Below are 15,102 nucleotides of genomic sequence, written 5' to 3'. Positions count from 1 at the left end.
TTAAATAGTAACGGAATGATTGGTTATTTTCGAAATATTATCGTTCAGAGGCTAAAAAATATTTAATATACTGCAATTACTATAACATCTATAAATACTTTATTTGATATATTTATCATTAACTTAACTTAGTATTTGTGAGAGCTTTTGGGTCATTAGGTGAGAATATATGGGTATTAGAGTGATTGTTTTTGGGGTAATAGGTGAGAACATTTGAGGGAAAGGGTGAGTGGATATAGGAATAGATGCTACGTTACATGATTACCCATAAATTAGAAAGGTGAGAAATATTGGGAGAACAATTGCTTCGATGTTGCAGTATTTATAAGGTGAGATTGCTTTAATTTTAAACTCACTATAGACTATTTATGCAAAATCTATCGAGACAAGGTAATGCTAGACACACATACCGAATCTAAGCGGGTTATAGACAGCAGTCGTAAACTTAATGTCGTTGAGCAGGTTATGTTGCTGCGTAAGCCCGTCAATACGCTGGCGATTGTACCCAAATCAGAAAAAATTACAGTAACTGCGCGCAAGATCTATAACGTTATGCTGCAATATGCCCAAAAACAGGGCGTCGAGAAAGATTGCTATCGGGCACGTCTGGCAGATATAGCCACGGGCATTGATTTCAGGTCAAACAATACTGAGCTTATAAAGAAGTACTTCCGACAAATGGCAACGACCGGCGTTGAGTGGCAATCTCCAACTTTAGGGGAGGGCGCACATTGGAGTATCTCTGCGCTGATTGCGCACGCGGAGCTTATACAGCATGGTAATGAACTAGTGCTGGAATGGAGTTATGCGCCAAACATCAAGCAGGAATTATTAGACCCGCAGCGATTTGCCAAAATGTCGTTGCAAGTACTTGCAACGCTAAACACCATGGCATCTGTTGTATTGTATGAAATTTGCTGCCGATATGCTGATAATCCCAGCGGATTGACTGCGCGCCAACCTTGGGCTTGGTGGCGACCTGTTTTAACAGGTGCGCCAGATAGCGCTACGAGCGCTTATCAGGAATACAAAATTTTTAATCGCGACGTCGTCAAGAAGGCTGTAAAAAAGGTCAACGAAGTCACCGATTTGGAGATCGACTTGATCGAGCACAAAATGGGTCGCTCGGTGCAGGATCTTCAATTCAAGGTAAAACGGAAATTGACTCAACTGGTGCGGCCTGACCGGCAGATAGAGCCGGTTGATTTGAAAACCATTGGTATGGCGATTAAAGCCGGCCTGCCGCAAGAAAGGGCGGAGAGGCTATTGCTTAAATATGGAGCACGTGCGCTCGACGATGCGTTGGCCGTAATGAATGAGCGTCAGCTTAGGCCTAATATGGAACCGGTGCGTATCCCTGAAAAATACGTGGTGACGATTTTGCAATCTGGTCAATTCGGTATGGAGAAATCATCGAGTTCAGTGGCTAATATGGTTTATGACACTAAGGCGGAGCGTATGAAGCTTATTGAACGCTTCATGACGCAGAAAAGGGCGGAGCTTTATGCAATGTTTCAAGAAATGTCGGTGGATGATCAGCAGAAATGGATTGTAAAATTCGAAGAAGAAGCGTTACCAAGTAGCGGTGTCATACGTAAGACATACCAAAGCAAAGGAATTGCGAGTCCTATCGTGCGACATACGTTTTTTAAATACCTGGGAAATTCAGTATGGGAAGACGGTTGGGAGAAGCCGACAGATTTTGAATTGCTTGATCTTGCGATTCTCTCAAAAAATGAGCAACAGGAAGTAGATTTACGGCAAACTAAGAAAGTGCGTATTGATATAGGCATGACAAAGCCTTGAAATGTAAGTAGGGCAATGAAGAATGTCGCTTAGGAGTTTGTTTGCTTTGTAACGGTTGCTCGGCTATATATCGACTGGATATTCCTACCGAAATCGGCTACTTAGGTTTCTTTAATTGCTATGTAACGTCCAGAGGATAAAGTGAGTTCGCCTTTAAGCTGCTTAAATAAAACTTCAATTTTTGTTAGACTTACTGCAAATAAAAATTGGGGATCTGCAGAATGGCAAAAGCCGATACAAAGAATACGCGCGGCATTCAAACAAAAAGCAAATCATCCCTCCCGGCAACGAACCCGGGGGAGGCATTAGCCGCCCTTCACGATGGACCTCGTGAGTTGCCTTTGGATCTGATCGATGAAGATCCTTATCAGCCCCGTACGGTATTCGACAAACAATTACTTGAAGAACTGGCCGAGACTATTCGGCAGCGGGGCGTAAAGAACCCGATATCTGTACGGCGGCATCCAGAGAAACCAGGTCGGTATATCATCAACGATGGCGCACGGCGCTTTCGCGCCTCCCAGTTGATATATAACAAGACAATCAAGGCATTCATTGACCCTGATTTCACCAAGATCGACCAGATTATTGTCAATGCCCACCATGCCGACTTTACGCCACGAGAGTGGGCAATCTTGATCGATCAGGAAGAGAAGAAGGGAAAGACAAAGACTCAGATCGCCAAAGAATTGGGAAAATCCTCCCCGTTTGTTACCTACTACACTACGCTCTTGAATCTTCCCGATCCCATAGCCGACGTTTTTAACTCGGGGCGATGCGAAGATGTAACTGCATTGAATCATTTGGTAATAGCCTGGAAGCGATACCCTGCGGAGGTGGAATTCTGGCTGGAAGATCAAACGGTGGAAATCACGCGTGCCTCCATCGGGCGGTTGCGCGCTTTCCTTGACAGCCGGCGCCTGGATGAAATAACGGAAGGTACAGATGCCTATGGGAGAGGCGGGACAATGCCGGCAAAAGACCGCAAGACACGCGTAACCAGCCCTTTGCGCTTGCACAAGCCCATCGTTCAAGTGCGGGTTGATGGCCGGATCGCGCATTTGCTATTTAGCCGCCGGCCCTCGCGTTTCGGTATGGCGTGGGTTAAATATGAGGGAGATGAAATTGAGAAAGAGTGCGCGATGAGCGAAATCGAATTCCTGGGGTTGCTTGAAGGCGTATAGAGCCGAAGGGGAAGGAACGGCAACAATGAATAACGATATGCACCCTAAAAAAGAACGCATTCTGGTAATGAACGGACAGCGGATTGTTCAGCAGGAAGAAGGAGGGCAGTGGATCACGCAAAAGGTTGGGAAAGCACGCGAGCTCAAGCCGGGGATCTATAACGCCTATCTCGCCAAAGATGCAGACAGGGCGCTTCAGCACATAGGAGTGGTGTTCCATATTGATGATGAATACGTGTACCAGCAGGAACAAAACGGCATCATGCGGCATCCGTTCTCTGCCTTCGGTGCCGTACCCGAGTACGGCAGGCCGGTTTGCATTACCTATGAAGCGGGCAGGGCGGTGACCATCGAGGCAACACTGGGCTTAAACCGGAAGCTTTCGCGCTGAGCCGGACGATCCAGTCAACCCCCGGACCACAGGACGGCACCTGCCGTCACTACTGCCAGAACCGACACAGCGACATTAAAGACGGCAAAGCGGCGCCATTTATGGTGGCTTTCCAGCATATGGTGGTTTATCGCCTGGATTTCCTTTCTTTGCTGATTAAACAAGCGTTCTGCTTCCTGTTGCAACGCTTGCCTCATATTTGCCGAAGCCTCGCGCATTTTTCTATCCAGTGCGCAGGCAGCCTGATCATGGATGCGGCCCGCTGATTTCTCCATGCTGCAGAGGTATTTTTCAAGGGCTTCTTGTTGAATCCTGGCGCTGCTTTCCATCAGTTGACGGTTAATGGTATAGACCATTAGTACCGGATCATCCCGGCCAAGCGATATGCCATGCCTGACCGCGACTTCCTCAATTATCCGGTTGAGGGCGTCGCTATCCCCGTTCACAGCGATGCCGCCGCCAATTCAAGCTGGCTGTGCAGCCTGTCACGCACGATCTTCAGTCGCTGGCGGGCCATGATCGCCAATGATTTCATTCCCAGGGCTTCATCGAATGTCAGGCGTTGTTGAAGCATATCGCTTAAGTCGCGTCCGTAAGTCTGCTCCTTGAGCTGAGGGATCTGGATGATGGCCGAAACACGGGCCTTGTTATCCCGGTACGCCTTGAGATCGGTAAAGCCCTTGCCCTCATGTTCGATCGGGCCCCAGTACGGATTGAGCCAGACCACAAAACGCGTTTCCTGGGGAAACTGCGTGGCAAGCTGCACAAAACCACTGATGGTATCGAGCAATGCCTGGCCACCCGTGATGACCGTGTGCAATACCAGCTCATGCCCCAACTCCTGTAGCAGGGCAGGGACCTGGTTACTGATCAGGTAATGCGCGAGGGGGACAAACGAGCTGGCACCATTGTCAATGATCGCCCCTTCCTCCGATGGGACGATCAACTCAATCAGGGCATCGAAATAGCGAGGGTTGATCTCGTCGCCTTCCATAATCTGCAAGCGCTGGACGTTAAGTGCCTTATACCCATGAAAAGTCGCATTGACCGGATCGGTATCAATGCACAAAGGCTTTTGACCCTTGAGCATCATGTACTGCGCGAGCAGCGCCGCGGTAAAAGACTTGCCCACGCCGCCTTTTCCTTGCAATACCATATGAATATTAGCCATTACAATAAATCCTCCTTGTTGGGGATGGAAGAAAAAGTAAAGCCCTCCGGCTTTACCGGTTGTCTTGCGTTTGGCGCAAGGACTGGAGAAGCAGATGCCGGCTCATTCTGTACCGGCGCTTGATGCTTGCGTTTTAGGATCAGGCGCTTGACCTGGTTGTTGAAAGTGGCATAGCTCGCAATGATTTTTTCCTCTGCATTGAGCGTTTCCCAAATCTGATACACCGTCCAACCATCAGCCAATGCTTTTTGAATCTCGTCGCGCAATGCCAGGAATGCGGCAAGATTGCGTGCATTCCTGCTGGCTGAATTGTTTTTGACTCTGAGCGAGATCCGCTGGGAGAGATCCTTTTGCATTCTCTAAACATGTTATATCGAACATAAAGCAATAATATACACCAATTAATGATTGCAACATCAATCTTTTTTTGGTAACTTGAATTCATTGGAGAGATAAAGCGGGAAGAATAATTCTCGGCTAAAAACTTTATTGCGAAGAGACAGGGCAAGATATGTGAAGTGGGCCTACCCGCAAGCGGCCATTCCCTCTTCACTTCCCTCTAATTCGCACTTTGTGCTCAACAGGGATCTTGCTCTGCGAGGCAAGCGATAAAAGGGCGGCTACCGCCGCCATTCCGGAGGAATCATGGACACAGACAGGAAATACACGCGCAAAAACAGCCCTCCCCTGAAGATTTACTGCCTGCCGCAGGAAGCGCAAGCGATCAAGGCACAGGCGCGGGCAGCCGGTCTATCGGTTGCGGCTTATCTGCGCAATGTCGGGTTGGGCATGGAAGTGAAAAGCATCCTGGATTACGCGCGTATCGATGACTTGGCGAAGGTCAATGGCGACCTGGGGCGCATGGGCGGACTGCTCAAACTATGGCTTACCAATGATGAGCGGTTGCGCCAGGTCAAGGCAGAGGAGATACGCGCGGTATTAACCAAGATCGAACGCAACCAGGATGCCATGCGAGCGATCATGCAAACGGTTCTGTCTCGTTAAAATGATTGCCAAGCACATTCCCATGAAGGTTGCCCGGCGCAGCAGCTTTCGCGATCTGGTTGCCTACATCACTCACGCAAAAGAAAAGCAAGAGCGCATCGGTCAGGTGCTGGTGACGAATTGTCACCAGAGCGAAGCGCAGGATGCCGTGCATGAAGTCCTGGCCACACAATTGAGGAACCGCAGGGCATGCAGCGATAAGACCTACCATTTGCTTATTTCATTCGACGCCAGCGACAGCCCTTCGCCGAATGTCCGGCAAAGGGTAGAGACGGCGTTATGCGAAGCACTGGGGTTTGGCGGGCATCAGCGCATCAGCGCGGTGCATACCGATACCGACAACCTGCACATCCATGTCGCCATCAACAAGATTCATCCACAAAGGCTTACGATCCAGAATCCCTATTGCGATTACAAAACATTGGGAATAATTTGCCAAAAACTGGAGCTGGCCCATGACCTGGCGCAAACCAACCATGAAACGCACACGCGCGGGGCGCGGAGCATGGCGCTGGACATGGAGCATGCGGGGGGAGTGGAGAGCCTGCTTGGCTGGATCAGGCGTGAATGCCTGACGGACTTGCGCCAGGCGCAGGATTGGGCGACGCTACATGAAACATTGGGCAGGAACGGGCTTACATTACGGGAAAAAGGAAATGGCCTTGTAATTTCCGATCAGGAGGGAAGGGCGGTCAAGGCGAGTTCCGTTGCGCGAGAGCTATCGAAAGCGCAACTCGTGAGGCGGTTCGGGCCGTTTGAGTCATACAGTGAAAGGATGGTGCAGGCCGTGCGCTCTTACCGGATGCGTCCGCTATCAAGCGGTCATGGTACGGACGAACTCTACCTGCGCTATCAGGCCGAGCAGGTGCTAAAAAGGGAGGCTCGGGCCAAGTCCTTGCGCGAATTGCGCCATCAAAAGCATGGCCTGATAACCGAAGCAAAGATTCAAGCAAGGTTGAAACGCGGTCTTATCAAGCAGCTCGGTTGCGACAGGCTATCCAAGCGGGTGCTGTACCATCAGGCGGGTGCCGCCCTGCATGCGGATATGCAGATTATCCATGAGCAGCATCGCGCCGGCTGCAAGCAGTTAGCCCATGAGGCGAAGCCGCTTGCATGGATCGACTGGCTGGCCGAACATGCAGCCTTAAACGACGAGGCGGCGCTTGCCGCCTTGCGCAGGCGCAGAATCCGCGCTGAGCGGCGCGCTAATGGTCTACTAGGAATTGTTCAGAATCAGGGTTCAGTGATGACATCTGGCATGATGGTGGACAGCGTCACCAAGCACGGAACCATCATTTATCGCGATAAAGGTTTTGTTATTCGCGACAGTGGCAACCGCCTGGAACTGGCTGATGGCTTGACACAAGAAGGATTGGAGATTGCCTTGAGCATGGCAATCCATCGTTTTGGCCCGCGCATTACGCTCCTTGGTGATATAGAGTTCAGGGAGAAAGTATTACGCACGTCAAAAGCACTCAAGCTCTCCGTTACCTTTATTGACAGGACGCAGCAGCAAAGCGGCGCACTGAAGCTGACAGACGACCCAATAACCCTCAAGCCACATCACGGGAGAACCCGTGATTACAGCAGCCCCGGGGAGGATGCTGCGCGGCGCTACATGACCGAGCGGGAAGCGAAGAGGGCGGTGATAGCGGATATCCCGCGGCATACCGCCTGGAAGCCAGGCCAGTGCGGGACAGGAAGTTTTGCCGGATGGCGCCAGGTAGACGAGCGGCCGCTGGTGCTCTTGAAAACCCGGAATGCCGATATCCTCGTGGTGCCTGTGGATACAGCGACACGGGCGAGCATGAAGCGCCTGAAAATAGGTGCTGAAGTGACTTTTAACGAAGAGGGCATGATTCGGAAAAGAGGGCGCAGCTTATGACACGCAAATTCAACAACGCGGTCGGCCCGCAGGTCCGCAACCGCAAGAGCAATAAATCCCACCTGATTCCGGTGCTGGCTGTATTGACGCTGGTATGCGGATTGTCCGTCGCAACCCAGTACTTTGCCCACACCTTTCAGTACCACGCCACATTAGGCGGCCACGCCGGCTTTATCTACCCCCCCTGGAAGATTCTCGAATGGCTCATGGACTGGAATCAATATTATCCGCGCCAGTTCATGGATGCCGGCAACGCCGGCATGATGGCGACAGCCTTAGGGCTCATGGCAGTGATGGCCGTCAAAACGTTGGTGGCGCAAAAAGCCTCTTTAAATCCTTATTCCCATGGATCGGCACGCTGGGCAGATCGTGAGGACATCGAGGCGGCGGGGCTCATGCCGAAAAAACACCCTCTGCTCGACAGAGTACGTGGGAAGGAAGCCCAGGTCGCCGCCGGCGTTTATGTGGGCGGATGGATGGACAAGAGCGGCACAGTGCATTATCTGCGGCACAGCGGGCCGGAACACATCCTTTGCTACGCGCCGACCCGTTCAGGTAAAGGTGTTGGTCTGATTGTGCCAACACTGCTCGCCTGGCCCGAGAGTGCTGTCATCACTGACTTGAAAGGGGAGTTATGGGAATTGACGTCGGGTTGGCGCAAGCAACACGCAGACAACCGGGTATTGCGGTTTGAACCCGCGGCGCCTACGGGGGCAGCGCACTGGAATCCGTTGGATGAGATCCGGCGGGGCACGGAATATGAAGTCGGGGATGTTCAGAACCTTGCCTTCCTAATTGTTGATCCCGATGGAAAGGGGTTGGAATCGCACTGGCAGAAATCAGCCCAGGCGCTTTTGGTGGGACTTGTCCTGCACGCGCTCTATAAAGCGCAAGGTGGCGCAATGGCAGTGCCTTCCCTCTCGGATATTGATGCCTTGCTCTCTGACACAAATCGCGATATCGAGGAATTGTGGATGGAGATGTTTTCGGCGCCTCCCATAGCCGGGCCGAATTATCGCATCATCAATGCCAGCGGGCGCGACATGATGGACCGGGCCTCCGATGAGGCTGCATCGGTGTTGTCCACCGTGAAATCGTATCTGTCGCTCTACCGTGATCCGGTCATACGCGAAAACACCAGTGACTCCCATTTCAGGGTGCGCGACCTCATGCACCATGACGATCCGGTCAGCCTTTACATCGTCCTAAAACCAATCGATAACGCACGGCTTCGTCCCCTGGTGCGCATTTTGCTCAACATGATCGTCCGCTTGTTGGCGGACCGCATCGAATTTGAGCACGGCCGGCCAAAATCTGCGTATAAGCACCGTCTCCTGATGATGCTCGATGAATTTCCAAGTCTAGGCAAGCTTGGAATCCTGCAAGAATCCTTGGCATTTCTCGCTGGCTACGGCATTAAGTGCTACCTTGTCTGCCAGGATATCAACCAGCTCAAATCAGCCAGCACCGGCTATGGGCACGATGAATCCATTACTTCGAACTGCCACATTCAAAATGCTTTCCCACCCAATCGCGTGGAAACCGCGGAACACTTATCGAAGCTGATGGGGCAAACCACCCTTGTCAAGGAGCAAGTCACCAAGAATGGCAAGCAAACCTCACGCACTACGCAAGAGATCCAACGCTCGCTGCTTACCGTGGATGAATGCCTGCGCATGCCGGGGCCGGTCAAAGGGGTGCGTGACGGCCAGGACGTGATCGAGGAAGCCGGCGACATGATTGTGTACGTGGCAGGTTACCCGGCCATCTATGGCAGGCAGCCGCTTTACTTTCAGGACCCCATATTTCAGGCGCGTGCCGAAGTTCCCGCGCCCAGCCAGAGCGACCGGCTGATTTAAGCGCCGTATTTTTCTATATACGTATCTACGCTCTTACGTGAATAAATACTGTTATGTCCGATATACCCACATTACTCGGTTCCTTGCCATTGGCGGCATGGCCGTTATTTTGCTGGGGATGACTTGCTTTGCAGCAGGCGGCCGGATTAATAGCAGCCGCAGCATTCCCCTTGGTCTGTACTGGATGACGGATGACCCGGTAGTAAAAGGCGCTTACGTTATCTTTTGTCCGCCTGAATCGTCCCTATTCGACGAAGCGCTTGCGCGCGGGTACATTTCGGCAGGCTTCTGTCCGGGTGATTACGGCTTCATGATGAAACGCGTCTTGGCAACGGGCAATGACCGTGTTGACATGACCGGGAAAGGGATCCGAATCAACGGGAAACCTTTGCCAGCCAGCATACCCCTGGAAGCGGATAAAGCGGGCAGGGCGATGCCACGTTATCCACTTGGCACCTACACCCTGGGTAAAACTGAATTGCTGCTTATGTCCGACATGAGTGGGACTTCCTTCGATAGCCGATATTTCGGGCCGGTGGATTTTTCTCAGATCAAGGGTGTGATTCGACCGGTACTCACTTGGTGAATAATTGGTGAGTGTTTTTTTCAGATGTTTCCTGCTACTTTTCTTGTTGACGGGATTGTCTCCCGCACAGGCTGAGACCTTTACAGGGCGCGTCGTGGGTGTTGTCGATGGGGATACGATTACTGTCCTCGATACGGATCACACGCAGCATAAAGTCAGGTTGACAGGCATTGACGCACCAGAGCGTAAACAGGCCTTCGGCACTAAAGCAAAACAGCACTTGGCGAGCTTGGTCTCCGGTAGGACCGTTACCGTGGAATGGTTCAAGCGCGACCGTTATCAACGTATTCTCGGTAAGGTGATGAGGGACGGCCAGGACGTAAATCTGGAACAAATCAGGGCAGGATTCGCCTGGCATGGATACCAGAGGGATCAGCTGCCGGCGGATCGGCCGGTGTATGCAGAGGCTGCGGAAGCAAGCCGCTTGAATGGCTTTGGGTTGTGGACGGACACACGCCCGATTCCTCCCTGGGATTATCGGCGTAAATAATAACCTGCTGCTTTATTACCGTGAATCCTGTGTTGATGGGATTTACGTTGATAGGATAGCCGGCGGCAAATATTGAGAAGCAATAGAGGGATGGCATCAGTAGCTTACTGGATTTGAATTTCTTCATTATTTTATTTGACTCCTTTTAGTAATTAGCGTGGCCCCTCGGGGTTTAAAGTCCATATTTTATGCATAATGGGTTGTGCGTAAGTCTAGCACTGATCGGGTAGTGTGTTCGGAAAAATATCTGAATTGCATTTTTTCTCCTTCCTTTAAAAACCAAATCCAACAAGTTTTACTTCATGGTTGCGGGCAGCTTGGATCCAGTTTCTTGCTGTTACAGTGGGGTTATAGATCGCGTTTCTTTCGTAATTCATTGAATTATTTGCAATATTAGTGCTTCTTGTCCTTTCCTTCAGTACAATCATACGTCATAAATAAGCTGATACGAGGCAAACCCGCTCACAGTAGTCAGCGGAGCGGGCTCTATGCGCAGAGGCGCACCGGGCCTGTAGTCCCGGCCATGCGGTAACGATCCCTTTTGCAAATACCTGTCTAGCAGCGTCACCTGCCCGGTCACGCTGCCCATCCCGACTTACCCCACGCGCAACGCTTCACGTTTCGTTGCATCCGCTCTCACTAGCCCACCCGCTTACTGCCCGGCAGTCGCTTCGTTCGGGTATCGCCAAGCACTAAGATCCTAACCAAGCCGCGTTCCATTGCAAGGGTGCGCTGTGCCTTGCCTTCTCTTCGTTCAGTCAGCCCTTGCAATCTCACTCTCCCGCCTTGTCATCCCGCCGTGCTTTAACGGCGAAACCCTCAGCGAAGCGATGTTTTACAACAGTAAGCAGGCCGGCCAGGTCTGTTCGAGCAAATCAGTTCAAGACCTGGCTCGCCCCTAACAAAACGATGACCGCAAGGAAGAGAATCAATGACGACAAACTACATTGGATTGAACAAACACCAGCAGGAGTTTGCCAAGCTGGTGCATGAAAACAGCCGCAGTCGTCATCCCTATACGGTTTTCAAGGATTTCTGCGAGCTGGCCGCGCTGTCGTTTAGCAATACGGTTGACCGCGCGCAATTTGAAATACGGGAGGTACGGTACTTGCAGATCGTCAAAGGCTACAAGGTTGATGAAGTTGCGCGCTTCCCCAAGATGCTGGCCTGTCTCACGCTATCGCTGGAAGAGGGCATGAGTGATTGCCTCGGTCAGTTATTCATGGCGCTTGAGCTGGGAAACAGTGGGGCAGGGCAGTTTTTCACGCCCTATCACGTATCTGTTCTGATGGCGCAAATACTCTGCGGCGATGCTGGCCAGCTATGCAAGGAGCGGGGATTCGTGCGCGTGATGGAGCCGGCAGCCGGGGCAGGGGGGATGGTGATCGCCACCGCGGAGGCGCTCCGTGATGAAGGCATTAATTACCAGCAAGCGATGCATGCTACCTGTATCGATATCGATGCAACCGCCGTACACATGGCTTACGTGCAGTTGTCGTTGCTGCACATTCCGGCAATTGTCGTGCATGGCAATACGCTATCGATGGAGCAATGGGGATACTGGCTGACGCCTGCGCATGTGCTGGGCTTTTGGAATGCGAGGCTCAAGCGGGACGTAAGCGCCAGACAGGATTGGGGCGAAAAAGCCGATCATGCCGTACCGCCTATGCCGGAAGCGGTTGTGCAGCAGGTGCGCGAGGTTGTGGCGGTACAAACAGGCACGGGGCAATTGACGTTGTTTTAAGGATATCGGGAGCATGGCGTCTTGCCTGCCAATAGACATCCTGCAAGGCAAGGGCAGGGCACCCGCGCCGCCGGCCACGTCCAAGCCGGCGGCGCGGCCAGGACTGAACGGATTTTCCTGGTCAAGAAAATTGCCGTGTGATTGCCGCTGTCACACGCAACGCCAGCCGCTCAGACTTCGTAGCGGTGCGCTACGCCTGTCATGGCGTGTGATCCGGAACCGCTCTGTGATTCCGGCCGCAGCAATCATCATGCCTTACCCCATTTAAAACTTTTTAGCGGCACGGGCCTATCCCGTTGCGCCATCCCCCCATCAACTCCCCCCAATCGCTTGCGAGGGGGACTTGTGGGGGGATAAGCAATACGCAACAGGAAAGGCCCGGCTGTTCCTTCGCCTGTCCACCCCACCCATTCCCAACCCTTGCCCGTGAGGGCAGGGCTATCCCCCACTCCCGTCGCCCCAGGGCGAAGCGAAGAGGTTCGAGCGAGAGGATCTATTTTTAGGACTCTCTTTTTCAACCTTACTTTGGAGGCTAGCCATGGAACAAATCAAGCAACCGTTATTTCCACTGGGACAGGTGGTGGCAACACCCGGCGCACTCGATAAGACCCATCCGTTGTGGATGGCGAATTGCCTTGCGCGGCATATGCGAGGCGATTGGGGTTCGGTGGACGAGGAAGATATCGCCACCAACAATGAAGCGGTGCGCTTTGGGTTTCGTGTCTTATCGGCCTATCCGATTGATGAGACCAAGCCCTGTGAAGGCTTTGGCGACAATACCCTGTGGATCATCACGGAAGCCGACCGCAGTGTGACCACCTTTCTTTTACCCGGCGAATATTAGAACCCATGCCGGTGCGGCGCACCGGCTCTTCTTTCTCTTTACTAAACCCTTTTCACAGGAAAAATCATGAAAAATACCCACGTCACCCAAGCCATTGAAACCGGCAACATTCAGCGCATTGCCATCAAGCACCTTGTTAAATCGCCTTTGAATGTCCGCAAGAAAGGGAGCAGCGGCATAGGCGAACTGGCCGCTTTGATTGCCGCGCAAGGGCTGATACATAATCTGGTTGTAACTGAACAGAAAAAGAAGAACAAAAGAACCGGAAAATATGAAGTCGTCGCCGGTGGGCGGCGGCTGGACGCATTGAATCTATTGGTGGCCGAAGAACGACTATCGAAAGAGAATGAAGTGGATTGCCGCATCGTGGGGCCGGAAGAAGCACTGGAACTGAGCCTGACGGAAAACTCCGGGCGCGAAGCCATGCACCCCGCCGATCTGGTCACGGCCTACCGCAATCTGACCGAGGCGGGACTGTCGCTGGACGAGATTGCCCCACGCTTTGGCGTCTCTCCCCTAACCGTCAAGCGTTACCTCAAGCTCACCCACGTTTCCCCGGCCATCTTCAAGCTGTATGCCGAGGATGAAATGAATTTCGAGCAGATATCCGCATTGGCGCTAACCGACGACCACGAATTGCAGGAGCGTATCTGGAGCAGTACGCCCGAATGGCAGCGCAGCGGATCAAACTTCCGGCGATTGATTACCGGAACCGAAATAGATATTCGGCATAGCCCGCTTGCGAGGTTCGTTGGAATCGAAACCTACGAGGCCGCCGGGGGATTAATACGGCGCGACCTTTTTGGGAAAGAGGACGAAGGTTATATACAGGATGCCGAACTGTTGGAATCGCTTGCGCTTGAAAAACTCAATCAGGCGGTTGATGCCATCAAGGACGAAGGTCATGCATGGGCGCAATGCCATACCACGTTCGACCATTCGGACAGGGCAGAATTCGTGAGGGCGCGAACCATCAGGCGTGAACCGACAGCCGAGGAACAGGCCGCAATGGATGCGCTGGATGCCGAAATGGAAGCCATCGAGGCCGAATTTGAGGGATACGACGAGGAAGCGGACGAGGACGGCGAAACCTATGCTGCGCTGGAAAAAAAGAGCGCCGCCATCCAGGGAAAGATAGATGCATTGCACCAGTCATTGGAAGAGCTGAACGCCGCCGACCTTGCAATCGCGGGTGTCATCGTTACGGTTGACCATGCGGGGGAGTTGCGCATCGAGCGGGGTTTGATCCGCAAGGAGGACGTGAAGAGACTGCCCAAGACGCAGGGAGCGGAAACAGGGCTGGTGGAAAGCGGACAGAGCGAGGCGGCGAGGCCCGTGCATTCGGAAAAGCTCACGCGCATGCTCACCGCGCACCGCAGCGCGGCGATTCAGGCAGAAATCATGAACCGGCCGGAAATTGCGCTGGCGGCACTTGTACATCAACTGGCATTGCAGGTTTTCGGGGGCGGCTACCGGACTAACCGGATCGTGCAGGTCAACATCGAGCAAACCTACCTCAAGAAGGATGCGGAGAACATCGGGCAGAGCCGCGCCGCTAAGGTAATCGAGGAAAAACATGTGTATTGGACAGAGCGTATCAAAGCGGCAGGGCAGGGCGGCAAGACGCTGTTCGGGTGGCTGTTGGAGCAAGACGTGGCGGACTTGCACGACCTGCTGGCGTTTTGCACGGCAGTCTCGATCAATACCGTATCGGGACGGGAGAATGCGCCCTCGGATGACGTGGCGGCAATCATGACCGCCTTGAGCCTGGACATGGCCGACTGGTGGGAACCCACGCCGGAGAACTACCTTTTGCATGTATCCAAAGACCGGATTATTGAAGTGGTGGGAGAGGCGGTATCCCCTCAGATGGCGCAGACCATGAAGAAGATGAAAAAGGGTGAACTGGTAGAGTCCGCGAATGCGAAACTGTCCGGCTTGCGCTGGTTGCCGGATACGTTCAAGGCAGGATGAAATATAAAACTTGCAGCCCTGTGAAGGGCTGCAATGGCACCGAGTCATGCCTGCATTTAATTCTGAATGCGGCTATTAATACCCAACTCTTCGAAGGTAAATTTAACCCAAATGCAGACAATCAGCAGGCACGCACAACCGGCACATCACTCCACCGGGTAGT

General features: G+C 52.6%; 15 protein-coding genes. 12 read left to right on the top strand and 3 right to left on the bottom strand.

Annotation, left to right across the window (positions count from 1 at the left end; translation table 11 throughout):
• Positions 1-393: 393 nt before the first annotated feature.
• From BLO43_RS14370 to BLO43_RS14360, 3 genes are all read left to right on the top strand, one after another.
• Positions 394-1,806 carry a replication initiation protein gene (locus BLO43_RS14370; protein ID WP_090907658.1) on the top strand — a complete coding sequence of 471 codons (1,413 nt, stop codon included), beginning with the start codon at positions 394-396 and terminating at the stop codon, positions 1,804-1,806.
• Positions 1,807-2,027: 221 nt separating this feature from the next.
• Positions 2,028-2,990: a ParB/RepB/Spo0J family partition protein gene (locus BLO43_RS14365; RefSeq protein ID WP_090907657.1), complete on the top strand. Its 963-nt coding sequence runs from the start codon at positions 2,028-2,030 to the stop codon at positions 2,988-2,990.
• A 25-nt stretch (positions 2,991-3,015) separates the two neighbouring features.
• Positions 3,016-3,381, top strand: coding sequence for a KfrB domain-containing protein (locus BLO43_RS14360; RefSeq protein ID WP_254773493.1), 366 nt, complete (start codon positions 3,016-3,018; stop codon positions 3,379-3,381).
• Positions 3,382-3,395: 14 nt separating this feature from the next.
• On the opposite strand, the gene BLO43_RS14355 is transcribed toward BLO43_RS14360, so the two are convergent.
• From BLO43_RS14355 to BLO43_RS14345, 3 genes are read right to left on the bottom strand one after another with little or no spacing between them, the layout of a single operon-like run.
• Complete coding sequence (locus BLO43_RS14355) at positions 3,396-3,827, bottom strand: DUF1216 domain-containing protein (RefSeq protein ID WP_175443978.1); 432 nt, start codon at positions 3,825-3,827, stop codon at positions 3,396-3,398.
• Positions 3,824-4,552: a nucleotide-binding protein gene (locus BLO43_RS14350; protein ID WP_090907655.1), complete on the bottom strand. Its 729-nt coding sequence runs from the start codon at positions 4,550-4,552 to the stop codon at positions 3,824-3,826. The genes BLO43_RS14355 and BLO43_RS14350 overlap by 4 nt, the downstream gene beginning before the upstream one ends.
• On the bottom strand, positions 4,552-4,908 hold the full coding sequence (locus BLO43_RS14345) for a TraK family protein (RefSeq protein ID WP_090907654.1): 357 nt from the start codon (positions 4,906-4,908) through the stop codon (positions 4,552-4,554). The genes BLO43_RS14350 and BLO43_RS14345 overlap by 1 nt, the downstream gene beginning before the upstream one ends.
• A gap of 289 nt (positions 4,909-5,197) precedes the next feature.
• Between BLO43_RS14345 and traJ the strand changes: the two genes are divergently transcribed.
• The 9 genes from traJ to BLO43_RS14305 all read left to right on the top strand — a co-directional run bounded on the left by traJ (position 5,198) and on the right by BLO43_RS14305 (position 14,939).
• A complete protein-coding gene (traJ, locus tag BLO43_RS14340) occupies positions 5,198-5,557 on the top strand; it encodes a conjugal transfer transcriptional regulator TraJ (protein ID WP_090907653.1) in 360 nt (119 codons plus the stop codon).
• A gap of 1 nt (position 5,558) precedes the next feature.
• Positions 5,559-7,442, top strand: coding sequence for a TraI/MobA(P) family conjugative relaxase (gene traI, locus BLO43_RS14335; RefSeq protein ID WP_175443977.1), 1,884 nt, complete (start codon positions 5,559-5,561; stop codon positions 7,440-7,442).
• Entirely contained in the window at positions 7,439-9,301 is a 1,863-nt protein-coding gene (locus BLO43_RS14330) for a type IV secretory system conjugative DNA transfer family protein (RefSeq protein ID WP_090907651.1), read from the top strand. Before traI ends, BLO43_RS14330 begins: the two co-directional genes overlap by 4 nt.
• A 37-nt stretch (positions 9,302-9,338) precedes the next feature.
• Positions 9,339-9,887: a conjugative transfer signal peptidase TraF gene (gene traF / locus BLO43_RS14325; RefSeq protein ID WP_254773492.1), complete on the top strand. Its 549-nt coding sequence runs from the start codon at positions 9,339-9,341 to the stop codon at positions 9,885-9,887.
• Between the two features lie 7 nt (positions 9,888-9,894).
• Positions 9,895-10,377, top strand: a complete 483-nt coding sequence (locus tag BLO43_RS14320) for a thermonuclease family protein (protein WP_175443976.1) — start codon at positions 9,895-9,897, stop codon at positions 10,375-10,377.
• Between the two features lie 931 nt (positions 10,378-11,308).
• The gene (locus BLO43_RS14315; RefSeq protein WP_090907648.1) at positions 11,309-12,121 is read left to right on the top strand and encodes an N-6 DNA methylase; all 813 of its coding nucleotides are present in this window, start codon (positions 11,309-11,311) and stop codon (positions 12,119-12,121) included.
• A 13-nt stretch (positions 12,122-12,134) separates the two neighbouring features.
• Positions 12,135-12,389: a hypothetical protein gene (locus BLO43_RS16530; RefSeq protein WP_139149288.1), complete on the top strand. Its 255-nt coding sequence runs from the start codon at positions 12,135-12,137 to the stop codon at positions 12,387-12,389.
• A 270-nt stretch (positions 12,390-12,659) separates the two neighbouring features.
• Positions 12,660-12,965 (top strand): type I restriction endonuclease subunit M, encoded by a 306-nt coding sequence (locus BLO43_RS14310; protein ID WP_090907647.1) that lies wholly within the window; start codon positions 12,660-12,662, stop codon positions 12,963-12,965.
• A gap of 66 nt (positions 12,966-13,031) precedes the next feature.
• Positions 13,032-14,939 (top strand): ParB/RepB/Spo0J family partition protein, encoded by a 1,908-nt coding sequence (locus tag BLO43_RS14305; protein WP_090907646.1) that lies wholly within the window; start codon positions 13,032-13,034, stop codon positions 14,937-14,939.
• The last annotated feature ends 163 nt before the right edge of the window (positions 14,940-15,102 follow it).

Source organism: Nitrosospira sp. Nsp13 (assembly GCF_900101945.1).
In the GTDB taxonomy this organism is placed as follows: domain Bacteria; phylum Pseudomonadota; class Gammaproteobacteria; order Burkholderiales; family Nitrosomonadaceae; genus Nitrosospira; species Nitrosospira multiformis_D.
Note: the sequence above shows the minus strand (reverse complement) of the source record. Positions and strands in the feature narration are given on the sequence as shown.

Coding starts and splice junctions, on each gene's coding strand:
- BLO43_RS14345 (WP_090907654.1), bottom strand. CDS start 4,908: ATGCAAAAGGATCTCTCCCAGCGGATCTCGCTCAGAGTCAAAAACAAT.
- BLO43_RS14310 (WP_090907647.1), top strand. CDS start 12,660: ATGGAACAAATCAAGCAACCGTTATTTCCACTGGGACAGGTGGTGGCA.
- BLO43_RS14305 (WP_090907646.1), top strand. CDS start 13,032: ATGAAAAATACCCACGTCACCCAAGCCATTGAAACCGGCAACATTCAG.
- BLO43_RS14330 (WP_090907651.1), top strand. CDS start 7,439: ATGACACGCAAATTCAACAACGCGGTCGGCCCGCAGGTCCGCAACCGC.
- BLO43_RS14315 (WP_090907648.1), top strand. CDS start 11,309: ATGACGACAAACTACATTGGATTGAACAAACACCAGCAGGAGTTTGCC.
- traI (WP_175443977.1), top strand. CDS start 5,559: ATGATTGCCAAGCACATTCCCATGAAGGTTGCCCGGCGCAGCAGCTTT.
- BLO43_RS14350 (WP_090907655.1), bottom strand. CDS start 4,552: ATGGCTAATATTCATATGGTATTGCAAGGAAAAGGCGGCGTGGGCAAG.
- traJ (WP_090907653.1), top strand. CDS start 5,198: ATGGACACAGACAGGAAATACACGCGCAAAAACAGCCCTCCCCTGAAG.
- BLO43_RS14365 (WP_090907657.1), top strand. CDS start 2,028: ATGGCAAAAGCCGATACAAAGAATACGCGCGGCATTCAAACAAAAAGC.
- BLO43_RS14370 (WP_090907658.1), top strand. CDS start 394: ATGCTAGACACACATACCGAATCTAAGCGGGTTATAGACAGCAGTCGT.
- BLO43_RS14360 (WP_254773493.1), top strand. CDS start 3,016: ATGAATAACGATATGCACCCTAAAAAAGAACGCATTCTGGTAATGAAC.
- BLO43_RS16530 (WP_139149288.1), top strand. CDS start 12,135: ATGGCGTCTTGCCTGCCAATAGACATCCTGCAAGGCAAGGGCAGGGCA.